General features: G+C 71.0%; 21 protein-coding genes. 6 read left to right on the top strand and 15 right to left on the bottom strand.

What is annotated here, in order from left to right:
- Positions 1-50: 50 nt before the first annotated feature.
- Positions 51-2,405 (bottom strand): malto-oligosyltrehalose synthase, encoded by a 2,355-nt coding sequence (gene treY, locus ACIOGX_RS16675; RefSeq protein ID WP_387014897.1) that lies wholly within the window; start codon positions 2,403-2,405, stop codon positions 51-53.
- 169 nt (positions 2,406-2,574) lie between these two features.
- On the bottom strand, positions 2,575-4,695 hold the full coding sequence (gene glgX, locus ACIOGX_RS16670; RefSeq protein WP_356510442.1) for a glycogen debranching protein GlgX: 2,121 nt from the start codon (positions 4,693-4,695) through the stop codon (positions 2,575-2,577).
- A gap of 488 nt (positions 4,696-5,183) precedes the next feature.
- Here glgX and ACIOGX_RS16665 point away from each other — a divergent pair, with 488 nt between their 5' ends.
- Together ACIOGX_RS16665 and ACIOGX_RS16660 are read left to right on the top strand one after the other, a co-directional pair.
- Positions 5,184-6,416: an SAV2148 family HEPN domain-containing protein gene (locus ACIOGX_RS16665; RefSeq protein WP_129768875.1), complete on the top strand. Its 1,233-nt coding sequence runs from the start codon at positions 5,184-5,186 to the stop codon at positions 6,414-6,416.
- 165 nt (positions 6,417-6,581) lie between these two features.
- Positions 6,582-7,301, top strand: coding sequence for a 3'-5' exonuclease (locus tag ACIOGX_RS16660; RefSeq protein ID WP_356510440.1), 720 nt, complete (start codon positions 6,582-6,584; stop codon positions 7,299-7,301).
- Between the two features lie 125 nt (positions 7,302-7,426).
- Here the strand turns inward: ACIOGX_RS16660 and ACIOGX_RS16655 are convergent, their stop codons facing one another.
- Complete coding sequence (locus ACIOGX_RS16655) at positions 7,427-8,299, bottom strand: phosphotransferase enzyme family protein (protein WP_401913856.1); 873 nt, start codon at positions 8,297-8,299, stop codon at positions 7,427-7,429.
- A gap of 124 nt (positions 8,300-8,423) precedes the next feature.
- Between ACIOGX_RS16655 and mgt the strand changes: the two genes are divergently transcribed.
- The 4 genes from mgt (at position 8,424) to ACIOGX_RS16635 (ending at position 12,441) form a co-directional block, all read left to right on the top strand.
- Positions 8,424-9,689: a macrolide-inactivating glycosyltransferase gene (gene mgt / locus ACIOGX_RS16650; RefSeq protein WP_401913853.1), complete on the top strand. Its 1,266-nt coding sequence runs from the start codon at positions 8,424-8,426 to the stop codon at positions 9,687-9,689.
- Between the two features lie 448 nt (positions 9,690-10,137).
- Positions 10,138-11,346, top strand: a complete 1,209-nt coding sequence (locus ACIOGX_RS16645) for a S8 family serine peptidase (RefSeq protein WP_401913851.1) — start codon at positions 10,138-10,140, stop codon at positions 11,344-11,346.
- Between the two features lie 188 nt (positions 11,347-11,534).
- Positions 11,535-12,083, top strand: coding sequence for a DUF1697 domain-containing protein (locus tag ACIOGX_RS16640; protein ID WP_356510433.1), 549 nt, complete (start codon positions 11,535-11,537; stop codon positions 12,081-12,083).
- Positions 12,076-12,441, top strand: a complete 366-nt coding sequence (locus ACIOGX_RS16635) for a DUF4440 domain-containing protein (protein WP_129768880.1) — start codon at positions 12,076-12,078, stop codon at positions 12,439-12,441. The genes ACIOGX_RS16640 and ACIOGX_RS16635 overlap by 8 nt, the downstream gene beginning before the upstream one ends.
- Here ACIOGX_RS16635 and ACIOGX_RS16630 read toward each other — a convergent pair.
- The 12 genes from ACIOGX_RS16630 to ACIOGX_RS16575 form a co-directional block, all read right to left on the bottom strand.
- The gene (locus ACIOGX_RS16630; protein ID WP_401913848.1) at positions 12,376-13,296 is read right to left on the bottom strand and encodes an ABC transporter ATP-binding protein; all 921 of its coding nucleotides are present in this window, start codon (positions 13,294-13,296) and stop codon (positions 12,376-12,378) included. The genes ACIOGX_RS16635 and ACIOGX_RS16630 overlap by 66 nt on opposite strands.
- 359 nt (positions 13,297-13,655) lie before the next feature.
- Complete coding sequence (locus tag ACIOGX_RS16625; protein ID WP_356510429.1) at positions 13,656-13,922, bottom strand: DUF1876 domain-containing protein; 267 nt, start codon at positions 13,920-13,922, stop codon at positions 13,656-13,658.
- 68 nt (positions 13,923-13,990) lie between these two features.
- Positions 13,991-14,764, bottom strand: coding sequence for a sirohydrochlorin chelatase (locus tag ACIOGX_RS16620; protein ID WP_401913846.1), 774 nt, complete (start codon positions 14,762-14,764; stop codon positions 13,991-13,993).
- Positions 14,765-14,822: 58 nt separating this feature from the next.
- Positions 14,823-15,809, bottom strand: coding sequence for an ABC transporter permease (locus ACIOGX_RS16615; RefSeq protein ID WP_401913843.1), 987 nt, complete (start codon positions 15,807-15,809; stop codon positions 14,823-14,825).
- Positions 15,796-16,587 carry an ABC transporter ATP-binding protein gene (locus tag ACIOGX_RS16610; RefSeq protein ID WP_129768885.1) on the bottom strand — a complete coding sequence of 264 codons (792 nt, stop codon included), beginning with the start codon at positions 16,585-16,587 and terminating at the stop codon, positions 15,796-15,798. The genes ACIOGX_RS16615 and ACIOGX_RS16610 overlap by 14 nt, the downstream gene beginning before the upstream one ends.
- A 45-nt stretch (positions 16,588-16,632) precedes the next feature.
- Positions 16,633-17,742 (bottom strand): aliphatic sulfonate ABC transporter substrate-binding protein, encoded by a 1,110-nt coding sequence (locus ACIOGX_RS16605; protein ID WP_356510425.1) that lies wholly within the window; start codon positions 17,740-17,742, stop codon positions 16,633-16,635.
- A 154-nt stretch (positions 17,743-17,896) separates the two neighbouring features.
- On the bottom strand, positions 17,897-18,019 hold the full coding sequence (locus ACIOGX_RS16600) for a hypothetical protein (RefSeq protein ID WP_356510423.1): 123 nt from the start codon (positions 18,017-18,019) through the stop codon (positions 17,897-17,899).
- Positions 18,019-19,404, bottom strand: coding sequence for a sulfate adenylyltransferase subunit 1 (locus ACIOGX_RS16595; RefSeq protein ID WP_387014876.1), 1,386 nt, complete (start codon positions 19,402-19,404; stop codon positions 18,019-18,021). Before ACIOGX_RS16595 ends, ACIOGX_RS16600 begins: the two co-directional genes overlap by 1 nt.
- Before the next feature lie 2 nt (positions 19,405-19,406).
- A complete protein-coding gene (cysD, locus tag ACIOGX_RS16590; RefSeq protein ID WP_401913838.1) occupies positions 19,407-20,345 on the bottom strand; it encodes a sulfate adenylyltransferase subunit CysD in 939 nt (312 codons plus the stop codon).
- On the bottom strand, positions 20,342-20,959 hold the full coding sequence (gene cysC / locus ACIOGX_RS16585) for an adenylyl-sulfate kinase (protein ID WP_401766253.1): 618 nt from the start codon (positions 20,957-20,959) through the stop codon (positions 20,342-20,344). Before cysC ends, cysD begins: the two co-directional genes overlap by 4 nt.
- On the bottom strand, positions 20,956-21,657 hold the full coding sequence (locus tag ACIOGX_RS16580) for a phosphoadenylyl-sulfate reductase (protein WP_384764014.1): 702 nt from the start codon (positions 21,655-21,657) through the stop codon (positions 20,956-20,958). Before ACIOGX_RS16580 ends, cysC begins: the two co-directional genes overlap by 4 nt.
- Before the next feature lie 169 nt (positions 21,658-21,826).
- On the bottom strand, positions 21,827-23,524 hold the full coding sequence (locus ACIOGX_RS16575) for a nitrite/sulfite reductase (protein WP_129768891.1): 1,698 nt from the start codon (positions 23,522-23,524) through the stop codon (positions 21,827-21,829).
- Between the last annotated feature and the right edge of the window lie 20 nt (positions 23,525-23,544).

Here is a 23,544-nt window from a genome sequence, read left to right as displayed (position 1 = left end):
GTCCGTCGGCCCGTCCGCCGGTTCGTCGGCCGGTTCGTCGGCCGGCCCCGTCAGTCGCTCGTCAGCAGCGCCACCGGAAACTGGTCGAGCAGCTCCGAGAGCCGGGGCGCGCCCGACACCTCACGCCCCGTCAGCACATCGCGCCAGCGGCCGGGCGGCAGCGCCAGTTCGGTCGAGCGCCACCCTCCCGAGCGCTCCAGTCCGTACGGCAGCCGGGTCGTCACGGTGATCACGCGCCCCGACCTGACGAAGGCCAGACAGTGCGACGAGGCGGGACCGGCCGCCGGCAGCGGGGCGTACGTCCCCGACTCGCCGAACAGCTCGGGCCGTTCAGCGCGCAGCCGGAGCGCCGCCGTAGTGATCACCGTCTTGTCGTCCGGCGGTCCGGTCCTGAACGGGCGCCTGTTGTCCGGGTCCACCAGCGCGAAGTACGCGCGCTCCGTGCCCTGGTAGAGGTCGGGCACCCCCGGCATGGTCAGCTGTACCAGTGCCGCGCCCAGCGCGGAGGCCCGCGCGTACGGCGCCAGCGAGCGGCTGAGAGCCGCGACCGCACGCCGCGCGGGACCGGCGGGACCGGCCTCCACGAACGCGGCCACCGCCTGCTCGTACAGCGGCTCCGCCTCCGTCCAGCTGGTGTGCAGCCCGGCTTCCCGTACGGACTTCAGCAGCGCGGGCACCATCCGCGAGCCCTCCGGGAGAATGCCGTCGTCCGCCGGGGTGAAGCCCACCGCCGTCTGCCAGGCCTGCCAGGCCACCTGAGGATCCGGCGGCGGCGCGGGCACGGCCTCCGCCACCTGCTCCAGCAGCTCGTACCAGCGCTCGGGGCACTCGGACAGGACGGCGATCCCGGCCCGGACATCCGCGCTGCGCTTGGTGTCGTGCGTGGTCAGTACGGTGCCGGTGGCCGGCCAGTCGCGCGCCAGCCGGGCGCAGTACGCGTGGAACCGCTCCGGGGTCACCGCGGGACGGCCGGGATCGCCGCCCACCTCGTTCGCGGAGAGCAGCGGCACATAGCGGTAGAACGCCGTGTCCTCCACCGACTTGGCGCGCAGCGCGGACGCGGTCTGGGCGAAGCGCGCGCAGAAGCTCGTATGGTCCGGGCCCGTACCGAGCCTGCCGAGGGCCAGCTCCCGCACCACGTCCACGGCCGTCGCCTCGCGCTCCACCGGGAACACGGTCTTCGCCTGCCGCGCCGCCTCCGCCGAGACCGCCGCCTCGGCCGCCTCGGGGCAGGGGCCGCCCGCCGTCGTATAGGGGCGGTAGACGGGGACCCGTACCAGCAGCTCCCGGATCGCGGTGCGCAGCGCCCAGGGCGCGTGGTCGCGCAGCGCGGGGTCGGCGGCGCAGACGCGCTGTGCCGTCCGGACCAGAGTGGAGATCTCGGCGGCCAGTTCATGGAAGACGACCTTGTACGCGGCCCGGCGCACCGTCCCCTCCCAGTAACCGCCGCGGTCCCCGACGGGCGCGGCGACCTCGCGGTAGCGCATCTCCAGCGCCTCGGCGCCCACCGGGTCCGTGAACACCCCGTCGATATGGCGCAGCGCGTCATAGCCGGTGGTGCCGGCGACCGGCCATCCGGCCGGAAGCACCTCGTCGTCGGCGAGGATCTTCTCCACGACCGTCCAGCACTGCCCGGCCGTCGCCTCGTGCAGCCGGCGCAGATACTCCTCCGGGTCGGCGAGTCCGTCCGGGTGGTCGACGCGCAGCCCCTGGACGACTCCGTCCCGTACCAGCTCGATGATCTTGGCGTGGGTGGCGGCGAACACCTCCGGGTCCTCCACCCGGAGCCCGATCAGCTCGGAGATGGTGAAGAACCGGCGGTAGTTCAGCTCGGTACGGGCCAGCCGCCACCAGGCGAGCCGGTAGTGCTGGGCGTCGAGCAGCTCGGGCAGCCCCAGGTGCTCGGTGCCGGGCGCGAGCGGGAAGCGCTGGTCGCCGTGGTGCAGCACCCCGTCCTCGACGCTCAGTCCGCCCGAGTCCAGCTCCTCCCCGATCGGCCCGGCCAGCACCGGCAGCAGCAGCTTGCCGTCGCCCGCCGCCCAGTCGATGTCGAACCAGCGGGCGTACGGCGAGTCGCGGCCCTCGCGCAGCACCTCCCAGAGCGCCTTGTTGTGCCGGGGCGCGGCGGCCATGTGGTTGGGCACGATGTCGAGGATGATCCCGAGGCCGTGCTCACGGGCCCGGTCGGACAGCCGCCGCAGCCCTTCCTCGCCGCCCAGCTCGGCCCGTACGGCGGAGTGGTCGACCACGTCATAGCCGTGCGTCGAGCCCGGTACGGCCTCCAGGACGGGCGACAGATGCAGATGCGAGACCCCGAGCGCGGCGAGATAGGGGACGGCCCTGGCGGCGGACGTGAACGGGAAGTCCGGCTGGAGCTGGAGCCGATAGGTCGCGGTGGGAGTCATACGATCGTACGTACCCCGCTTCGCGCTGTCTGTGTCATGCGGGAACCGTACGAGATCCCCGCCCGGGGGTCCGCCCCGGGGGGCGGGGGAGGGGCGGCGCGGCGACCGGGCCTCCGGGCCCTGCGCGCCGCCCCTCCGTACGGACCGGACGGGACGTGGAAGACACGCCCTAGGCCGGCCGCATCAGCACCGCCATGCTGCGGCCGATCATCGTGAACCGCTCACCGCCGTCGACCTTCTCGCCCTGCCCCGGAGTCACTCCCTCCGGCCGGGCCGTGTCCACCATGATCTTCCACTGCTCGCCGTGGTTCACCGGCACCACGAACTCCAGTTCCTCGGCGCTCGCGTTGAACATCAGCAGGAACGAGTCGTCCGAGATCCGCTCACCGCGCGGCCCCGGCTCGGAGATCGCGCCACCGTTCAGAAAGACCGTCATGGCCTTGGCGTGCGCGGCCTGCCAGTCCTGCTGGGTCATCTCCTCGCCCTCCGGCGTGAACCACGAGATGTCCGACAGATCGTCGTGCGTGCCCTCCACCGGACGCCCGTGGAAGAAGCGCCGCCGCCGGAACACCGGATGGTCGCGCCGCAGCCACACCATCGCCTGGGTGAACTCCAGCATGGTGGTGTCGGTCTCCGCGCCCTTCTCCGGCCAGCGGACCCAGGAGACCTCGTTGTCCTGGCAGTACGCGTTGTTGTTGCCGCCCTGCGTACGGGCGAACTCGTCGCCGTGGCTGAGCATCGGGACGCCCTGCGAGAGCATCAGCGTCGCGATGAAGTTCCGCATCTGGCGGTTGCGCAGCTCCAGGATCTCCGGGTCGTCGGTGTCGCCCTCCGCCCCGCAGTTCCAGGAGCGGTTGTGGCTCTCGCCGTCCCGGTTGGACTCGCCGTTGGCCTCGTTGTGCTTCTCGTTGTACGAGACGAGATCGTGCAGCGTGAAACCGTCGTGACAGGTGGTGAAGTTGATGGAGGCGAGCGGCCGGCGCCCGTCGTCCTGGTAGAGATCGGACGAGCCGGTCAGCCGCGACGCGAACTCCGCCAGCGTCCTGGGCTCACCCCGCCACAGGTCCCGTACGGTGTCGCGGTACTTGCCGTTCCACTCCGTCCACAGCGGCGGGAAGTTCCCCACCTGGTAGCCGCCCTCGCCCACGTCCCACGGCTCGGCGATCAGCTTCACCTGACTGACCACCGGGTCCTGCTGGACGAGGTCGAAGAACGACGAGAGCCGGTCCACCTCGTGGAACTGACGGGCCAGCGTCGCCGCGAGGTCGAAGCGGAAGCCGTCGACGTGCATCTCGGTCACCCAGTACCGCAGCGAGTCCATGATCAGCTGGAGTACGTGCGGGCTGCGCATCAGCAGGGAGTTGCCGGTCCCCGTGGTGTCCGTGTAGTAGCGGGGATTGTCGGCGAGCCGGTAGTACTGCGCGTTGTCGAGCCCCCGGAAGGAGAGCGTCGGGCCGAGGTGGTTGCCCTCCGCCGTGTGGTTGTAGACGACGTCGAGGATGACCTCGATCCCGGCGCGGTGCAGCGCCCGTACGGCCTGTTTGAACTCCAGGACCTGTTCGCCCCGGTCGCCCCAGGACGCGTACGCGTTGTGCGGGGCGAAGAAGCCGATGGTGTTGTAGCCCCAGTAATTGCCGAGGCCGGCGTCGACCAGCCGGTGGTCGTTGACGAACTGGTGGACCGGCATCAGCTCCAGCGCGGTCACGCCCAGCTCCGTCAGATGCTCGATCACCGCCGGATGGGCGAGCCCGGCGTAGGTGCCGCGCAGCTCCTCGGGCAGCTCCGGATGGAGCATGGTCAGGCCCTTGACATGGGCCTCGTAGAGCACCGTGCGGTGATAGTCCGTACGGGGCAGCCGGTCGTCGCCCCAGTCGAAGTAGGGGTTGACGACGACGGAGGACATCGTGTGGGGGGCCGAGTCCATGTCATTGCGCGAGTCCGGCTTGCCGAAGTGGTAGCCGTACACCGACTCGCCCCAGTCGATACTGCCGCTGATCGCACGCGCGTACGGATCGAGAAGCAGCTTGGCGGAGTTGCAGCGGTGTCCGCGCTCCGGCTCGTAGGGGCCATGGACCCGGAAGCCGTAGCGCTGACCTGGCATGATGCCCGGCAGATAGGCATGCCGTACGAAGGCGTCCGTCTCGCGCAGCTCCACCGCCGTTTCTGAACCGTCGTCGTGCAGCAGGCACAACTCGATTCGGTTGGCGGCCTCTGAGTAGACCGCGAAGTTGGTGCCGGCGCCGTCGTACGTGGCGCCGAGGGGATACGTCTGTCCCGGCCAGACCTGCATAGATAAGACTCTTCCATTTCTGATCCGGGTGCTGCGGGGCTCTTGAGCCAGATCTTCCCCGAAAGAAGGGCAACCACCTAGGAACCCGATGGGTTCTTGCCTCTTCTTGCCGGTTCCCGGCCGGGGCGGCGCGAGGGGCGGCATCAGGGGTGCGGGGGACGGCATCAGGGGGTGCGGGGGACGGCACCAGCGGGTATACGGGGGACGGCGCCAAGGGAGGGGCCCTGGCGTCAACCTCGTGTGACGGACCGTCGCCGGGCTCGCCGCGACGGTCCCGGCCGTCCCGCGCGACTACCGGTGTCCCTGCGGACTCGGGAACGTATCGGGGTCAACCGCTATGAATCACCTCACTCCGGCCGATCTCGGCGCCGGGAACAAGCCTCACGATCAAGGGAGTTGGGAAAGGAGCCTGTGCATCCTGCTGCACTGCCTCCGGGATGCGGAGTACCCTTCCTTGATCGTTGAAGGGGAGAGAAGGCGGTGCGCGGGTGAGCTCGGGAGGGCTGGAGTTGCCCCCTGGTGACGCAGGTCATGCGGGGGAATCCGGCGAGATCCCGCCCGGAGCGGTCTCCCTCGCGCGACCGATGGAGATCGGGGCGGAACTGGAGTGGGGCGCGGACGCGTGGAGTGAGGTGCGTACGCGCGCGCAGCGGGCAGGACGCGCCTATATCTGGCTGAATCTCGTGGAACAGCGGCTGCGCGCGGTGGTCGCCGCGGTGCTGCGGCCCATCTACGAGCCCGTGCACGGCGAGGAGTGGGTGGTCGCCGCCGCGGGACCCGCCGGGCAGGAGTGGGTGCAGCGCGCCGTCGCCGTACGGGAGGTGTCGCGGCGCAAGGGGTATCTGCTCGACCCGGCCGACGACAACGTCCTGAGCTTTCTCACCCTCCCGCAGCTGCGGGAGCTGATGGTCCAGCACTGGCCCTGCTTCGAGCCCTACTTCGACGACCGCCGGGATGTGGAGCTGGCGCTGGACGAGCTGGAGGTCGCGCGCAACGTCGTCTCCCGCAACCGCGCGCTCTCCGAGACGGTCCTGGCCCAGGCGGAGCGGGCCTCGGCCCGGCTCCTGGAGATCCTGGGCGGCGGCAGCGGGGTGCCCTCGGCGGTGCGGCTCCGGGTCGACGCGGTGGAGGATCTGGTCGGCGACCGGTACGCGGACGTGGTCTCCGTCCACCCCGACCGGGTGCGGCTGCAACGGCAGATCCCCGCCGAGGATCTCTTCGGCGGCGCCCGGCGTGTCGACGCCATCGGGATCGGGCTGAACCTGCTCGTACAGAACTTCTCGGGACGGCGGCTGGTCCGGCTCGCCGAGTCGGGCTGCCGGATACGGCTGGTCTTCCTCAACCCGGCGAGCAGCGCGGTCAAGCGCAGGGAGCGCGAGCTGGGGCTCAAGAAGGGCGAGCTGAGCCGGTCGGTGGAGATGAACATCCTTCATATGCGCCGGGTGCGCTCCAAACTGCGCGATCCGGGCGCGTTCGAGATCCATGTCTTCGACGAGACCCCGCGCTTCACCGCGTATCTCGTCGACGGGGACGGCCCCGACGGGCTGGCCGTCGTCCAGTCCTATCTGCGCAGGGCCCGGGGCATGGAGGCGCCGGTACTGGTGCTGCGGGGCGGCGGGCGTGAGGTGGTGCGTACGGGGCAGGACTCCGAGCACGGTCTCTTCCAGACCTACCGCGAGGAGTTCGAGTCGGTCTGGACCGACTCACGGCCGGTCTCCTGAGCCGGCTGCCGCGAGCGTCCGCCGGAGCCGGCACCTGTCGGCCCCGCCTGTCGGAGCCGGGAGCCGGAGCCGGGAACGGGGCCCGTGCCGGGGCACTGTCAGTGGTGCGTGGCAGGGTGAATGTCCAACGGGGGAAGCACCACCGCACCATGAGGGAGGGCCACGATGACTTGGCATGGGGAATCACTGGTCGGATTCGATCTGGAGACCACCGGCACGGAGCCGCTGGAGGCACGGATCGTGACGGCCGCGGTCGTCGAGGTACGGGGCGGCGAGGTGATACGGCAGCGGACCTGGCTGGCCGACCCGGGCATCCGGATCCCCGCCCAGGCGTCCGCCGTCCATGGCATCAGCAGTGAACGGGCCGCGGCGGAAGGGCGTCCGGCGCCCGAGGTGGCCGCGGAGATCGCCGGGGTCCTCGGTGACTACTGGACGCGCGGGGTGCCCGTCGTGGCGTACAACGCACCATTCGATCTGACGCTGCTCAGCGCCGAGTTGCGGCGGCACGGACTGCCGCCGCTGGAGCCGGTCGGGCCGGTGATCGACCCCTATACGATCGACCGCGCCGTCGACCGTTACCGCCGCGGCAAGCGCACGCTGGAGGCGGTCTGCGCGGAGTACGGCGTGGTGCTGGACGCCGCGCACGAAGCGGGCGCGGACGCGCTGGCGGCGGTCCGGGTGGCCACGGCGATAGCGGAGCGGCATGCCTCGGTGGCCGGGCTGACCCCGGCTCTGCTGCATGAGCGTCAGATCGGCTGGTACGCCGAGTGGGCGGCCGACTTCCAGGCGTTCCTGCGGAAGAAGGGCAACGCGGACGCGGTGATCGACGGGGTCTGGCCGCTGCGCGAGCCGGCGGCCGAGCCCTCGTCACGGGTCACGCCCTGACGGTGCCTGGGACGGAGGCCGGGGCCGCCGGGACCGGGACGGAGGCCGAGGACGCGGCAGGCCGGACGGGGCGTCGGATGTGCTCCACCAGGGCGCGGCGGGGCTGAGCGGAACGGGGCCACGGATCAGAACGGGTACCAGCGGACCTCGGGATCGTCGTCACGCAGCGAGGCGACCCGGCGGCGGAACTCGTCGAGGGCCTTGGGGTTCACCGGGGCGTGCTGCGCCACCCAGGCGCAGCTGGCCGTCTCACGGGCGCCGCGCAGAACCGGGCAGCCCGCCCATTCGCGTACGTCCCAGCCGTAGACCGCCGTGAAGGTGTCGTACGCCTCGGCGGGCAGACCGTACCGGTCGCGGGACAGCGCCATGACCACCAGATCGTGTTCCCGCAGGTCCGAGGAGAAGGTCTCCAGATCGACCAGGACGGGGCCGTCCGGGCCGACATGGACGTTGCGCGGCAGCGCATCGCCGTGGATCGGCCCCCTCGGCAGCCGGGGGACGAGTGTGGCGGCGGCCTCGGCGAAGCCGTCGCGACGGCCGCGCAGATAGTCGGCGTCGGCCGGGTCGATCGCGTCCCCGGCGATCCGCAGCCAGCGCTCGACGCCACCGAGCAACTCCCGGCGGGGGAGCGTGAACAGCGACGGGTCCGGGGCGGGCAGCGCGTGCACCAGCCGCAGCAGGGACGCCAGATCGCCGGGCCCGGCGGGCCGTACGGCGGCCGGCAGCCGGTGCCAGAGGGTGACCGGATGACCGTCCACCGACCGTGCCTCCGGCTCGGCCGCCCGTACGGCCGGAATCCCGCACTCCGCGAGCCAGGACGCGAGGGCGACCTCGCGCCGCGCCCGCTCCAGCAGCTCGGTGTGGTCCGTCGCGTCCCGGCCGACCTTGACGACCAGTCCGGCCGTTGCGAACACCGCGTTCTCGCCCAGGGCCAGCAGCTCCGCGTCGCGCGGCAGCCCCGTCGCGGCCAGGATCTCCCGCGCCCGCGTCTCGTCCATCGATGGCTCTCTCTTGCTTCCGTGATCGCACCCGTCCGGCAAAGTCTCGCATTCGCGGACTCGGGACCACCTCTGGGCCCTTAATAAGTTGTACGAGACGTCTCGTCTCGTTTACGGTCGGACCATGACCCCATCGAAGCGCGCCCATATCGCCATGTTCTCCATCGCCGCCCACGGGCATGTGAACCCGAGCCTGGAGGTCATCCGGGAACTGGTCGCCCGCGGGCACCGCGTCAGTTACGCGATCCCCGCCTCCTTCGCCGAGAAGGTCGCGGCCACCGGCGCGGAACCGGTGATCTACACCTCCGTACTGCCCGGCCCCGACGACGACCCCGAGGACTGGGGCACGGAACTGATCGACAATCTGGAGCCGTTCCTCGACGACGCCATCCAGGCGCTGCCGCAGCTCGCCGAGGCGTTCGAGGACGACCGCCCCGATCTGGTCCTCGGCGACACCACGTCCTATCCGGCGCCCCTGCTCGCGCACCGCTGGGGCGTTCCGTACCTCCAGTTCTCGACGCACGCGGTCGCCTGGGAGGGGTACGAGAAGGACGTCGGCGAGTCGATGAGCGCGGAACTCGGCGCCTCCGAACGCGGACGGGCGTACAGCGCGAGGTTCCAGGAGTGGCTGGACGAGCACCACATGGACCACACCGACCCGGACCGGCTGATCGCCAGGCCCGCCCGTTCCCTCGTACTGATCCCCAAGGCGCTCCAGTACAAGGCCGAGTCCGTCGACGAGTCCGTGTTCACCTTCGTCGGTGCCTGTCAGGGGGACCGCGCGGACCAGGGGGAGTGGAAGCGGCCCGCCGGGGCGGAGCGGGTGCTGCTGGTCTCGCTCGGCTCGGCCTTCACCAAGCAGCCCGCCTTCTACCGGGCGTGCGTCGAAGCCTTCGGAGGGCTGCCGGGCTGGCATGTCGTCCTGCAGATCGGCGCGTACGTCGACGAGGCGGAGTTGGGCGACGTGCCGGCCAATGTGGAGGTGCACCGCTGGGTGCCGCAGCTCGCCGTCCTCAAGCAGGCCGACGCGTTCATCACCCACGCGGGCGCCGGCGGCAGTCAGGAGGGGCTGGCGACGGGCACGCCGATGGTCGCGGTCCCGCAGGCCGTCGACCAGTTCGGCAACGCCGACATGCTGGTCGGGCTGGGCGTGGCCCGCCGTCTCGACACGGAAGCGGCCACCCCCGAGGCCCTGCGCGAGGCGGTGCTCGCCCTGGCCTCGGACCCCGAAGTGGCCCGGCGGCTCGGGGAGATCGGGCGTGAGATGGCGAAGGAGGGCGGCACGCGACGGGCGGCGGACCTGATCGAGGAGGCCCTGCCCGAGCGCGCGGACCGAACGGCAGGCGCGGACCGAACGGCGGGCGCGGACCGAACGGCGGGTGGGGCGTGACCCTCGGGTGCGGCGTGAACGGAGGGCGGGGCGTGAAGGAGCGGTGCTCGCACCGAACGGCGGATGCGCACTGAACGGCGCGTGCTGACGGAGGGTGCGCGCTGACGGAACGGGCCTCCCGTCCGCCCGGGTTGGGACAGGGTCGGATTCAAGCCGCGTCGTTCCGCGCCCCGGCGGTCCGGGAGGGGGATCCCCTCCTCCCGGGGCCGTGCGGACATCTCTCATGAAAGAGGTCCGAAGCCCCCTGCGCCTCCCGGGGGTTGGCGGTCAGGACCGATGTGTTCCGGACTGGCCGATTTCTTATTACGAAATGTTGTTTACCGCGTCACGGCTGTATGAAGCCCTTGATCTGAGCGCGTCAATCGGCCAGGGTTTCGCATCAGTCCGTCGGAGATCTTCCGTCCGGCGGGCGATCCCCCCACAGATAGTGACGAGGAGTCCCCTCTTCATGGCCATACAGAAGCGCGCGAGAAGGATCAAGCTCACCGCCGCCCTCACCGCCGTGGCCGCCGCGGCCGGAATCACCGCGTTCACCTCCCCCACAGCGGGCGCGGCTCCGGCACAGGCAGTGGTGTACGGCGCCGACGCCAAGGACGCGGTCGCCGGCAGCTACATCGTGCTGCTGGACCAGAAGACCGCCAGGAAGACCGACAAGAAGGATCTGGCCAAGGAGTACGGAGGCCAGCTGAAGCGCGACTACAGCACCGCCGTCAACGGCTTCTCCGCCGGCGGGCTCACCGCGCAGGAGGCCCAGAGCCTCGCGGCCGACCCGGCCGTCGACAAGGTCGTCCAGAACAGGACGTTCACCGTCAGCGCCACCCAGACCAACCCGCCGTCCTGGGGTCTCGACCGGATCGACCAGACCGCGACCGCCGGTGACAGCGCCTACACCTACCCGGACGGCGCGGGCGAGGGCGTGACCGCGTACGTTCTCGACACCGGCGTCCGGATCAGCCACCAGGACTTCGAGGGCCGCGCCAGCTACGGCTACGACGCCATCGACGGTGACAACTCCGCCGACGACGGCTACGGCCACGGCACACACGTGGCCGGTACGATCGCGGGCGCCTCGCACGGCGTCGCCAAGAAGGCGAAGATCGTCTCCGTCCGGGTCCTCGACGACAACGGCTCGGGCACCACCGAGCAGGTCGTCGCCGGGATCGACTGGGTCGCCGCCAACCACCAGGGCCCGTCCGTCGCCAACATGAGCCTCGGCGGCGGCGCCGACCCCGCCCTCGACGAGGCCGTCCGCAACGCCATCGCCTCCGGTGTCACCTTCGGCGTCGCGGCCGGAAACGACTCCAGCGACGCGAGCACGACCTCGCCGGCGCGGGTCGAGGAGGCTATCACGGTCGCCTCGTCCACCGAGACCGACGGCCAGTCGAGCTTCTCCAACTACGGCACGCTGGTGGACCTCTACGCGCCCGGCTCCGCCATCACCTCGGACTGGAACGACAGCGACACGGGCGTCAACACCATCTCCGGCACCTCGATGGCGACGCCCCATGTGGTCGGTGCCGCCGCGATCTACCTCGCCGGTCACCCGGACGCCACCCCGGACCAGGTCGCCACGGCCCTGACCGATGGCGCCGTCCCGGACGTCATCACCAACCCGTCCGCGGGCACCCCGAACAAGCTGCTCAAGATCGTCGAGTAGTCCCGGTACATCCGGCGGGCTCGGCACATCCGGCGGCCGTCGCGCTCTCCCCCACGGAGTGCGGCGGCCGTCGCGCCGTGTGTGCCCGCCATGTGCCCGTCGCGCCCGTGTGGGCCCGTCGTCCCCGCCCGCCGTGATCCGCTCGCGCCGGGTGCCCCGTGCGCGGCCTCCCGTCCTATCGTGTGCTCATGACCACGACGTACGCCGCCCTCCTGCGCGGGATCAATGTGAGCGGCCACAGGCGGGTCCCGATGGCCGACCTCCGTGAGCTGCTCTCGGAGCTGGGCCACGGCGATGTCCGTACCCACCTCCAGAGCGGCAACGCCGTCTTCACCAGCGAATCGGACGACGAGAGCGCCCTCGCCGCCGCTCTGGAGCACGCCATCGAGCGGCGCTTCGGGTTCACCGTCGACTGCCTGGTGCGCGGCGGTCCGTATCTGCGGGCCGTCGCCGAAGCCTGCCCCTTCCCGGCGCATGCGCTGGAGGGCAGGCAGCTCCATCTCACCTGCTTCTCCGAGCCGGTGGGCCCCGAGCGGCTCGCGTCGCTCGATCCGGCCGCGTACCTCCCCGAGGAGTTCCGGCTGGGCGACCGCGCGCTGTATCTGTACGCGCCGGACGGCCTCGGACGCTCCAAGCTCGCCGCGGCGCTGGCCAGGCCGGCTCTGTTCAAGGGCGTCATCGCCACCTCCCGGAACTGGAACACCGTACTCAAACTGGTGGAGCTCACCCGTGACTGACCGAACCTCCGCGATCTCCGCCGCCATCCGGGCCGAACTGCGGCTGCTCGACCGGGCGGTACGGTCCTCGCCGATCCTGCTCGCGGAGCTGCTCCACCCCGACTTCAGGGAGTTCGGCGCCTCCGGCCGCGAGTGGGACCGCGCCTCGGTCATCACGATGCTCACGGAGCAGGGCGGCGCCTCGGTGCCCCGGCCGATCACCACCTCCAAGATGCGGGGCGTGCGACTCGCTCCCGATGTGGTGCAGCTGACCTACGACAGCGACTCCAACGGCCGCCGGGCCCACCGCAGTTCACTGTGGCGGCTGACCGATGACCGCTGGCTGCTCTTCTTCCACCAGGGCACGCTGTTCGACTAGCCCGGGACCCTGTGCGCGCTCTCGTTCCTGTGCCCGTTCCCGCACGCGCGCCGCGGCCGGACCGACCCGCTCGGCGCGCGCCGTCCACCGGCCGTCCGTACGGGAGATCCGCACCGGATGGTCGAAGCAGGTGCTGACCCGGTCCGTGGTGAGCACCTCGTCCGCGGGCCCCGCCCCCACACACCGTCCCGCGCGCAGCAGCATCGCATGCGTGGTGGAGGCGGGCAGCTCCTCCAGATGGTGGGTGACCAGCACCGTCGCCAGCTCGGGATGCTCCCGCCGCAGCGCGTCCAGACTGCTCAGCAACTGCTCGCGCGCGGCGAGATCGAGACCGGTGGCCGGCTCGTCGAGCAGGAGCAGCCTCGGCCGGGGCATCAGCGCGCGGGCGATGAGCGTCCGGCCGCGCTCGCCCTGCGAGAGCGTCGGCCAGCGCGCCTCGCCCTTGCCGTCCATCCCCAGCATGGCCAGCAGTTCGCCCGCGCGCTCGCGCTCGCGCGGGGTGGCGGACCAACGGGGCACCGGCTCGACCGAGTTCGTCAGCCCGGTCAGTACGACATCACGCACCCGCAGCGGCGAACGCAGCGGATGACGGGGGTTGACATGGCCGAGCAGGGCGCGCAGCTGCCGCAGATCGACCCGGCCGAGGGACTCTCCGAGGATCTCGACCGTGCCGCGGGTGGGGTGCGTGACCGCGCCCACCATCCCCAGCAGGGTGCTCTTCCCCGCGCCGTTGGCACCGAGCAGTGCCCAGTGCTCCCCGCCGCGTACGGTCAGTGAGACCGAGTCCAGCAGCAGCTTTCCGTCGCGGACGACATCGACATCTTCCGCGCGTACCACGGTGGCCGCGGTGGTCATGCGTAGGTGCTCCTTGGTTCCGTCAGTCGGTGGCAGGCGTGGCAGGCGTGGCGGGCGTGGCGGGCGTGGCAGACGCCGTGGGCCTGGCGGGCGTGGCAGCTGTGGTGGACGCCTCGAGCGTGTCCACGTCAGCGCGTCGTTGGCCGACGGGAACCAGGGCGGAAACGCGAGGCCGTGGGCCTCGCACAGACGCGGCACCGCGGCCGAGGTCCGGTCGAGGAGAGGGAAGCGGTTCCGTTCCGAGGCGATCCCGGTCGGGGAGAGCGCCCGCTCCAGCCGGTCGGCGGTGAGGGTGTCCAGAACGACATACCGGATCGTACCCTCCCGCCGCAGCTCGCAGGGGGTACTTCCGGTCGCCGTTATCTGCGGGACGCCTCCGCGGGGCCCGCGAGGTCGACGATGTCGTCGGAGGCGACGTCATGCAGGCGGATGGCCAGATCCTCCAGCGCGCGGCTGGCGGCGAGTTCGTCGCCTATCTCGGGTACGGTCCGGTCGATCGGATTGCGCCGGGCCATGCCCCTGCCCGCGATGCGTGAGGTATCGAGGCTGGTCAGGACGGCATCGGCCGTGGTCTCGTCACCCTCTTCCGTGATGTGGATCCGCACGGTCCATTCCTTGGATTCCATGGTTACCACCTTCCGCTCCTCCGAGTCTCCGTATGGACGAGCGGAATGAATAGGGCCGAACGGTACCGCTACGCCGGGCGGGCCAGCGTTCTGAGGCGTTCCGGGGCCGAGGCCCTCTCGTCGTACCGGCGCAGCAGCAGCCGCGCCAGCTCGGGGGCGGTGCCCAGCACCCCGGCCAGCACCTCCGCGCCGCTCTCCCGGGCACCGGCCGCTATGCGGTCGGGCAGGCGGCCCGGGGCGATGACGTACGGGGCCACGGCGACCCGCCGTACGCCCTCGGCGTGCAGCGCGCGCACCGCGTCCTCGGTGCGGGGCAGTGATGCGGAGGCGAACGCGGGCCGCACGGCGCACCAACCGGTGTGCCGCCACTCCCGCGCGATTTCAGCGATCACCGCGATCGCCTCCGGGTCGGAGGAGCCCGCCGAGGCCAGGACGACCCCGGTCGAGCCCTTGTCGGCGGGGGTGAGCCCCGCCTCGTACAGCCGCCGCTCCAGCGCGTCCGTCAGCAGCGGCGAGGGGCCGAGCACCTCGGCCTGCCGGATCCGCATCAGCGGGTGGCGCGCCGACGCCTCGCGCAGCACCGCGGGGATGTCGGATGTGGCGTGGAAGGCGCGCGTCAGCAGCAGGGGCAGCGCGATCACGTCCCGTACGTCCTCCAGCGCCAGCCGGTCGAGCAGCTGGGGGACGGACGGGGCGTTGAAGTCCAGGAAGCCGGTCTCCACGCGCAGCCCCGGCCGCAGCGACCGCAGCCGCCCGGCGAGGGCGTGCACGGTCGCGGCATGCCGGGGGTCGCGGCTGCCGTGGGCGATGACCAGCAGGACGGGAGGGTGTGCGTGGGTCATGGGATACCTGGAATACCTGTGGTGCGTGCGATGCGCGCGGTGCGACTCGTGCATGGGATCAGCTCTTCACCAGGAGACCACGGCCGCGCAGCACACGTCGCTCCAGCGGGCTGAAGATCAGCAGATCGATGGCGATACCGACGATCAGGATCAGGAAGATGGCGAGGAACACCATCGGCATACTGCCGACCGTACGGCCGTTCTCCAGCAGCTGCCCGAGACCGACACCGAGATCGGGCGAGGACGCGATGATCTCCGCGGCCATCAGCGAACGCCAGGAGAACGCCCAGCCCTGCTTCAGCCCGGCCAGATAACCGGGCAGCGCGGCCGGCATGACGATGTGCCAGGTTCCGCGCAGTCCGGTGGCGCCGAGCGTACGCCCGGCCCGCAGGAACAGCGGCGGCACCTGATCGACGCCGGACACCAGGCCGTTGGCGATCGAGGGGACCGCGCCGAGCAGGATGACCGCGTACATCATCGAGTCGTTGAGCCCCAGCCAGATCACGGCAGGCGGCACCCAGGCCACCGACGGCAGCGACTGGAGTCCGGAGAGGATCGGGCCGATGGCCGCGCGGACGAACTTCACCCGGGCGACCAGCAGCCCCAGCGGTGTGCCGATCACCAGCGCCAGCAGGAAGCCCAGCAGGCCGCGCGACACACTGGTCCAGATGTAGCCGAGCAGGGTGCCCTGCGTCCAGGCGTCGGACACCTCGCCCCACACCGCTCCGGGCGAGGGCAGCTTGTAGTCGTCGGTGATCTGGGCCCAGACGAGGATCTGCCACACCACCAGCACCAGCGCGACGGCGACGACCGGCGGCAGCACCTTCTTGACGAGGGTCTCGCGCAGTGGCGTACGCCCGGTCTGTACGGTGTCCAGCGCGTCGAGCCCGGCCTCCAGGCCGGCCATGTCGCCGTGCGACGAGGCGTTCCCCGGAGCCGTGTCCCCGGGAGCCGTGCCACCCGCAGCGGTGCCGCCCGGCGACGTGTCCTCGCGCGCCGCGTCCCCCGGCGACGTGTCCTCGCGCGTCGTCTCAGTGCTGGCCATGGCGGCGGATCTCCCCACGCAGTTCTTCGGTGATCTCGACCGACAGCTCCGCGACGGCGCTGTCCTCGATACGGCGCGGCTGCGGGATGTCGACCCGCCACTCGCGGGCCACCCGGCCGGGGCGTGACGACAGCAGGACGACGCGCTCGGCGAGCCGTACCGCCTCGCGCACGTTGTGCGTGACGAAGAGGACCGACAGACCTGTCTCGCGCCAGATCCGGGTCAGCTCGTCGTGCAGGACGTCCCGGGTGATCGCGTCGAGCGCCGCGAACGGCTCGTCCATCAGCAGCAGCCGGCTGTCCTGGGCGAGCGCGCGCGCCAGCGCGACCCGCTGCCGCATCCCGCCGGACAGCTCGTGCACCCGCTTGCCGTACGAGCCCTCCAGCCGTACGAGACCGAGCAGCCGCTCCGCCTCGCCGCGCCGCTCCTGCTTGGGCACGCCGCGCAGCCGCAGCGCCAGTTCGATGTTCTTGCCCGCGGTCAGCCACGGGAACAGCGCGTGCTCCTGGAACATCAGGGCGGGCCGGCCGCCGGGTGTCTCGATGGACCCGGCGGACGGCCGGTCGAGCCCGGCGACCAGATTGAGCAGGGTCGACTTACCGCATCCCGAGGCTCCCAGGAGGGTGACGAACTCGCCCGGTGCGACGTCGAGCGTGATGTCGTCCAGGACGAGCTGCTGCCCGGCCGGTGTCACGAAGGACTTCGAGACATGCGCGATACGGGCGGCGTGGTCCACCGCCGGGGTGCTCTCGGCGGCCTTGGCGAACGTGGTGGCCATGGTCGTCACCTCCTGGGAACGGGTGGATACGGTCCTGGTCCTGGCCTACTTGGCGCCGAGACCGGCGTCGGCCACCTCGGGCTGACCGGCGGCCTTGAGCACCTTGTTGAGGGGCCCCAGGTCGTAGATGCCGTTCAGGTCCGGCTTCTCGAGCAGCCCGGCCTTGACCGCGTGATCGGCCTCCGCCTGGAGCGTCGCGGCCAGCGGGTCATTGGTGATCTGGATCGACTGCCACGCCGGGTCGAGGACCTCGGGCGGCAGCGCCTTGCCGGAGAGCGTCTTCAGCGCCTCGTTGGCGGACGCCTTCGCCTTGTCCTCGTTGGCGTTGATCCACTCGTTGGTCTTCACGGAGCCGCGCAGCACGGCCTCGACCACGTCCGGGTGCTCGCCGAGGAACTTCTGCGACACGATGATGTTCGTGATCACGAACTTCTTGTCCGGCCACAGATCCGACTCGTCGAGCAGCACCTTGGCGCCCTCCGCGACGAGCTTGGACGCGGTCGGCTCCGGCACCCACGCGCCGTCGATGGAACCGGACTTGTAGGCGTCCGGGGTGATCTTGTTGTCCGTACGGACGACGGAGACATCACCCTTGCCGGACTGGGCGTCGACCTTCCAGCCCTTCTCGGATATCCAGTTGAGGAACGCCACGTCCTGCGTGTTGCCCAGCTGCGGGGTGGCGATCTTCTTGCCCTTGACGTCGTCCAGGGTCTTGATCTTCGCCGGGTCGACGACGAGCTTGACCCCGCCCGAGGCGGAGCCGCCGATGATGCGCAGGCTCTTGCCGCCGGTCTGGGTGTAGCCGTTGATGGCGGGCGAGGGGCCGATGAAGCCGATGTCGATGCTGCCCGCGTTGAGGGCCTCGATCTCGGAGGGGCCCGCGTTGAAGGTCGAGGGCGCCACCTTCGTACCGCCCAGCTCCTTCTGGAAGAGACCCTCCTGGATACCGACGAGGGCGGTGGCGTGGGTGAGGTTCGGGAAGTAACCGATCTTCACCGTGTCGACGGAGAGCGCCTTGCCCTCGGCGGCCGGGGAGGCGGTGTCGCTCTTGTCGGCCTCGGAGCCGTAGCCGCAGGAGGTGAGCGCGGCGGCGAGCAGCGGCAGCGCGGCCACGGCGGTGAGTCTGCGGCGGGCGGTGGTGCGGGAGACAGGCACGGGAGGGGGTCCTCTCGTTGGCCCGGTGCTCACGCCCTTTTCTACGGAGTCGGGGGCGCGGCCGGGAAGTCGGCGGGTTTTCGGCGGAACGGGTGGTGCGGGTCGTGCGGGTACCGCGGGTGGGGGGTGCGGGCGCGCATGCGGTGCGCGTACGTCATCGCGCACATCGCGCCACCCCGCCCGTTCCCGCGCCGAGGGCGCCGCTGCCGACCCGGCCGCCCTCCTTCGCGAACGTCGCGTAGACGTCGTGGACCGTCAGGTCCTGTCCGGATGTCATCAGAAGTCCCAGCCCTCGTCGTCGACGGCGGGCACGGTGTCGGGCGCCGGGGCCGCGGCGAAGGCGTCGCCCGCCATACCGGCGCTCAGCGTCGTTCCGTCGGCGGGGTCGATCAGCAGGAAGGAGCCGGTGTGCCGGGAGTCCGCGTAGCTGTCGAGCGCGAGCGGCTCGGCGGTACGGACCTTCACCCGCCCGATGTCATTGGCGACGAGCTGTCCCGGGGCCGGATGCTGGGAGAGGTCGTCCAGGGTCAGCCGGGACGGGATGTCCTTCACGATCGCCTTGACCGTACGGGTGGTGTGCTTCAGCAGCACCCGCTGGCCCACGGTCAGCGGCTGGTCGGCGACATGGCAGACGGTCGCCTCGACATCCTGGGTCGTGACGGGCGCCTGCGCGGTGGGCGCGATCAGATCGCCCCGCGAGACGTCGATGTCGTCGGCGAGCCGGACGGTCACGGACTGCGGGGCCCAGGCGAGGTCCACGGTGGTGGCCGCGCCCACGCCGACGCCCAGCGCGTCGATGCCCTCGATCGTGCTCGTACGGCCCGAGGGCAGGACGGTCACCGGGTCGCCGACGCGCAGTACCCCGGAGGCGATCTGGCCCGCGTAGCCGCGGTAGTCGGGGTGCTCGGCGCTCTGCGGGCGGATCACGTACTGCACCGGGAAGCGCGCCGGGCACTCGGCCAGATCATGGCTGACCGGGACGGTCTCCAGATACTCCAGCACGGTCGGGCCGCCGTACCAGTCCATGTGTGCGGACGGCTCCACCACGTTGTCACCGGTGAGCGCGGAGATCGGGATCGCCGTGATCTCCGGGACGCCCAGTGAGGCGGCGTACGCCGTGAACTCCTCGGCGATCGAGGCGAACACGGGCTCCGCGTACTCGACGAGGTCCATCTTGTTGACGGCCAGGACCACATGCGGGACCCGCAGCAGGGCGGCCACCGCGGCGTGCCGGCGGGTCTGCTCGACCACGCCGTTACGGGCGTCCACGAGCACCACGGCCAGCTCGGCGGTGGAGGCGCCGGTCACCATGTTCCGGGTGTACTGCACATGCCCGGGGGTGTCGGCGAGGATGAACCGCCGCCGGGGCGTGGCGAAGTAGCGGTAGGCGACATCGATCGTGATGCCCTGCTCGCGTTCGGCCCGCAGTCCGTCCGTGAGCAGCGCCAGGTCGGGTGCCTCCTGGCCGCGGCTGCGGGAGGCGTGCTCGACGGCCTCCAGCTGGTCGGTCAGCACCGACTTGGAGTCGTGCAGCAGCCGGCCGACGAGCGTGGACTTGCCGTCGTCGACCGAGCCCGCGGTGGCGAACCGCAGCAGTGTGGTGGCCGACAGCCGCTCCGCGAACCGCTCCGTGGCGCTGTCACTCGTGCTCGTGCTCGTCATGGCTAGAAGTACCCCTCGCGCTTGCGGTCTTCCATCGCGGCCTCGGACAGCTTGTCGTCGGCGCGGGTCGCGCCGCGCTCGGTGAGCCGGGAGGCGGCGATCTCGGCGATCACCGCGTCGAGCGTGGTGGCGTCGGAGTCGACGGCGCCCGTGCAGGACATGTCACCGACCGTGCGGTAGCGCACCAGCCGCTTCTCGACGGTCTCGGACTCCTTGGGGCCGCCCCACTCCCCGGCGGTCAGCCACATGCCACTGCGCGGGAAGACCTCCCGCTCGTGGGCGAAGTAGATCTGCGGCAGCTCGATCCCCTCGCGGGCGATGTACTGCCAGACGTCCAGCTCGGTCCAGTTGGAGAGCGGGAAGACCCGGACATGCTCGCCGGGGGCGTGCCGGCCGTTGTAGAGGTGCCACAGCTCGGGCCGCTGACGGCGCGGGTCCCACTGCGAGAACTCGTCGCGCAGCGAGAACACCCGCTCCTTGGCGCGGGCCTTCTCCTCGTCGCGCCGGCCACCGCCGAAGACCGCGTCGAACCGCTCGGCCTGGATCTTCTCGGTGAGAGGCACGGTCTGGAGCGGATTGCGGGTGCCGTCGGGCCGCTCGCGCAGCTTCCCCGCGTCGATGTACTCCTGCACGGAGGCGACATGGAGCCGCAGTCCGTACGCGGCCACCGTACGGTCGCGGTATTCGAGGACCTCGGGAAAGTTGTGCCCGGTGTCCACATGGAGCAGTGAGAACGGCACCGGCGCGGGCGCGAACGCCTTCAGCGCCAGATGCAGCATGACGATCGAGTCCTTGCCGCCGGAGAAGAGGATCACCGGCCGTTCGAACTCGCCCGCCACCTCGCGGAAGATGTGCACCGCCTCGGATTCCAGGGCGTCCAGATGGCTCAGCGCGTACGGGGCGTCCGTGCCCTCGGTGACGGCGGCGACGGTGGTGGTCACGCGAGACCCCTCTCGGTGAGCAGTGCGTGGAGCGCGGCGGCGGACTCCTGGACGGACTGGGTGTGCGACTCGATCCGCAGATCGGGCGAGTCCGGTGCCTCGTAGGGGTCGTCCACCCCGGTCAGCCCGGAGATCTCGCCGGCCGCCTGCTTGGCGTACAGCCCCTTCACATCGCGTACGGAGCACACCTCGACCGGCGTGGCCACATGCACCTCCAGATACCCGGTGCCCTCGGTCCGATGGCGTTTGCGCACCGCCTCACGGCTGTCCGCGTACGGTGCGATCACCGGCACCAGCGCCTTGACGCCGTTCGACGCGAGCAGCTCGGCGACGAAGCCGATGCGCTGCACGTTGAGGTGCCGGTCCTCGCGGCTGAAGCCGAGGCCCGCGGAGAGGAACTCCCGGATCTCGTCGCCGTCGAGCACCTCGGCGCGGTGGCCCTCGGCGCGCAGCCGGTCCGCCAGTGCGTTCGCGAGGGTCGTCTTGCCCGCGCTCGGCAGTCCGGTGAGCCAGACCGTCGCGCCCAGCTCCGTTGTCCCCTTCGTGTCCGCCGTCCCCGTCGCATCCGTCGGCTCCGTCACGCTCGCACGTCCCTCCTCCTGACGGCCCGTCATCCGTGCAGCCCGCACTCGGTCTTGGCACGTCCGGCCCAGCGTCCGGCGCGCGGGTCCTCGCCCTCCAGCACCCGGCGGGTGCAGGGGGCGCACCCCACGGAGGCGTAACCGTCCATCAGCAGCGGGTTGGTGAGCACACCGTGCTCGGCGACATAGGCGTCCACGTCGTCCTGCGTCCACCGGGCGATCGGGGAGACCTTGACCTTGCCGCGCTTCTCGTCCCAGCCGACGACCGGGGTGCCGGCCCGGCTCGGGGACTCGTCGCGGCGCAGTCCGGTGGCCCAGGCGTCGTATGCCGTCAGGCCCTCCTCCAGGGGCGCGACCTTGCGCAGGGCGCAGCACAGGTCGGGGTCGCGGTCATGCAGGCGGGGGCCGTGCTCGGCGTCCTGCTCGGCGACGGTCCTGTGCGGGGTGAGCGTGATGACCCGGACGTCCATCACGGCGTCCACCGCGTCCCGGGTGCCGAGGGTCTCGGGGAAGTGGTAGCCGGTGTCGAGGAAGACCACATCGACACCGGGCCGCACCCGGGAGGCGAGATGGGCGACCACCGCGTCCTCCATCGAGGACGTGACGCAGAACCGCTCGCCGAAGGTGTCGACGGCCCAGGTGAGGATCTCCAGGGCCGAGGCGTCCTCGAGTGCGCGGCCCGCGCGCTCGGCGAGGGCACGGGGATCGTCGGTCTCCGTCAGCGCTGTCATATCTCTTCGCCTCCATCGCTCCGTTGGAGTCCACGGGACAGCAGCCCGAGGAACTTCAACTGGAAGGCGCGATTGCATGCCGCGCATTCCCAGGCGCCGTGTCCCTGCTCGTTCGGACGCAGGTCCTCGTCGCCGCAGTAAGGGCAGTAGAAGGGGGCCGCGCGCTCACTCACGACAGCGCCTCCTCCGACGCGCGCGCCGCCCAGCTGGCGAAACGCTCGCCGTCCTCGCGCTCCTTCTGGAACCGTCCGAGCACCCGCTCGACATAGTCGGGCAGTTCCTCGGAGGTGACCTTCAGACCGCGGACCTTGCGGCCGAATCCGGCCTCCAGGCCCAGCGCGCCGCCCAGATGCACCTGGAAGCCCTCGACCTGGTTGCCGTCCTTGTCCAGCATCAGCTGGCCCTTGAGACCGATGTCCGCGGTCTGGATACGGGCGCAGGCGTTCGGGCAGCCGTTGACGTTGATCGTGATCGGCTCGTCGAACTCCGGGATGCGGCGCTCCAGTTCGTCGATGAGCGTGGCGCCGCGCCGCTTGGTCTCGACGATCGCCAGCTTGCAGAACTCGATGCCGGTGCAGGCCATCGTGCCGCGCCGGAACGGAGACGGGTCGACCCGCAGGTCCAGCGCCTCGAGACCGGCGACCAGCGACTCGATCCGGTCCTCCGCCACATCGAGGACGATCATCTTCTGCTCGGCGGTGGTACGCAGCCGGCCCGAGCCATGAGCCGCCGCCAGCTCGGCGATCTTCGTCAGCGTGACGCCGTCCACCCGGCCGACGCGCGGCGCGAATCCGACGTAGAAGAGACCGTCGCGCTGCCGGTGCACACCGACGTGGTCGCGCCAGCGGTGGACGGGCTGCTCGGGCGCGGGGCCGTCGACGAGCGCGCGCTTGAGGTACTCGTCCTCCAGGATCCGGCGGAACTTCTCCGCGCCCCAGTCGGCGAGCAGGAACTTCAGCCGGGCGCGGGTGCGCAGCCGGCGGTAGCCGTAGTCACGGAAGACCGAGATGACACCGGTGTAGACGTCCGGGATCTCGTCCAGCGGCACCCAGGCGCCGAGCCGCTGGCCGATCTTGGGGTTGGTGGAGAGCCCGCCGCCCACCCAGAGGTCGAAGCCGGGGCCGTGCTCCGGGTGCTCGACCCCGACGAACGCGATGTCGTTGATCTCGTGCGCCACGTCCAGCGACGGCGATCCGGAGATCGCGGACTTGAACTTGCGCGGCAGATTGGAGAAGTCGGGGTTGCCGATGATCCGGCGCTGGATCTCGTCGATCGCCGGGGTGCCGTCGATGATCTCGTCCTCGGCGATACCGGCCACCGGCGAACCGAGGATCACGCGGGGGGTGTCACCGCACGCCTCGGTCGTGGAGAGCCCCACCGCTTCGAGCCGGTTCCAGATCTCCGGCACGTCCTCGATCCGGATCCAGTGGTACTGAATGTTCTGCCGGTCGGTGATGTCGGCCGTCCCGCGCGCGAACTCCTGCGAGATCTCGCCGATGACCCGCAGCTGCTCGGTGGTCAGCCGGCCGCCGTCGATCCGTACCCGCATCATGAAGTACTCGTCGTCCAGCTCCTCCGGCTCCAGGATCGCGGTCTTGCCGCCGTCGATCCCGGGCTTACGCTGGGTGTAGAGACCCCACCAGCGCATCCGGCCGCGCAGATCGTTGGGGTCGATCGAGTCGAACCCGGCCTTGGAGTAGACGTTCTCGATGCGCGCCCGCACATGGAGACCGTCGTCGTCCTTCTTGAACTGCTCATTGCCGTTGAGCGGAGTGAAGTGACCCACGGCCCACTGGCCCTCGCCGCGGTGACGGCTCACCTTGCGGCGTGGCGTGGCGCTGGAGGGCTTTTCCGGGGTGGCGGCCATGGCGGATACGTCCTTCGAGA

Source organism: Streptomyces sp. NPDC088147 (genome assembly GCF_044741565.1).
Classification (GTDB): domain Bacteria; phylum Actinomycetota; class Actinomycetes; order Streptomycetales; family Streptomycetaceae; genus Streptomyces.
This window is presented reverse-complemented; position numbering and strand designations above follow the sequence as displayed.

What these genes read in the sequence shown, in the direction of transcription:
- ACIOGX_RS16595 (WP_387014876.1), bottom strand. Translation starts at nt 19,404, where the DNA reads ATGACGAGCACGAGCACGAGTGACAGCGCCACGGAGCGGTTCGCGGAG.
- ACIOGX_RS16610 (WP_129768885.1), bottom strand. Translation starts at nt 16,587, where the DNA reads ATGGCCACCACGTTCGCCAAGGCCGCCGAGAGCACCCCGGCGGTGGAC.
- cysC (WP_401766253.1), bottom strand. Translation starts at nt 20,959, where the DNA reads ATGACGGGCCGTCAGGAGGAGGGACGTGCGAGCGTGACGGAGCCGACG.
- ACIOGX_RS16615 (WP_401913843.1), bottom strand. Translation starts at nt 15,809, where the DNA reads ATGGCCAGCACTGAGACGACGCGCGAGGACACGTCGCCGGGGGACGCG.
- ACIOGX_RS16630 (WP_401913848.1), bottom strand. Translation starts at nt 13,296, where the DNA reads ATGACCACCGCGGCCACCGTGGTACGCGCGGAAGATGTCGATGTCGTC.
- ACIOGX_RS16575 (WP_129768891.1), bottom strand. Translation starts at nt 23,524, where the DNA reads ATGGCCGCCACCCCGGAAAAGCCCTCCAGCGCCACGCCACGCCGCAAG.
- ACIOGX_RS16640 (WP_356510433.1), top strand. Translation starts at nt 11,535, where the DNA reads ATGACCACGACGTACGCCGCCCTCCTGCGCGGGATCAATGTGAGCGGC.
- ACIOGX_RS16645 (WP_401913851.1), top strand. Translation starts at nt 10,138, where the DNA reads ATGGCCATACAGAAGCGCGCGAGAAGGATCAAGCTCACCGCCGCCCTC.
- ACIOGX_RS16625 (WP_356510429.1), bottom strand. Translation starts at nt 13,922, where the DNA reads ATGGAATCCAAGGAATGGACCGTGCGGATCCACATCACGGAAGAGGGT.
- ACIOGX_RS16580 (WP_384764014.1), bottom strand. Translation starts at nt 21,657, where the DNA reads ATGACAGCGCTGACGGAGACCGACGATCCCCGTGCCCTCGCCGAGCGC.
- ACIOGX_RS16660 (WP_356510440.1), top strand. Translation starts at nt 6,582, where the DNA reads ATGACTTGGCATGGGGAATCACTGGTCGGATTCGATCTGGAGACCACC.
- mgt (WP_401913853.1), top strand. Translation starts at nt 8,424, where the DNA reads ATGACCCCATCGAAGCGCGCCCATATCGCCATGTTCTCCATCGCCGCC.
- treY (WP_387014897.1), bottom strand. Translation starts at nt 2,405, where the DNA reads ATGACTCCCACCGCGACCTATCGGCTCCAGCTCCAGCCGGACTTCCCG.
- ACIOGX_RS16620 (WP_401913846.1), bottom strand. Translation starts at nt 14,764, where the DNA reads ATGACCCACGCACACCCTCCCGTCCTGCTGGTCATCGCCCACGGCAGC.
- ACIOGX_RS16655 (WP_401913856.1), bottom strand. Translation starts at nt 8,299, where the DNA reads ATGGACGAGACGCGGGCGCGGGAGATCCTGGCCGCGACGGGGCTGCCG.
- ACIOGX_RS16600 (WP_356510423.1), bottom strand. Translation starts at nt 18,019, where the DNA reads ATGACATCCGGACAGGACCTGACGGTCCACGACGTCTACGCGACGTTC.
- glgX (WP_356510442.1), bottom strand. Translation starts at nt 4,695, where the DNA reads ATGCAGGTCTGGCCGGGACAGACGTATCCCCTCGGCGCCACGTACGAC.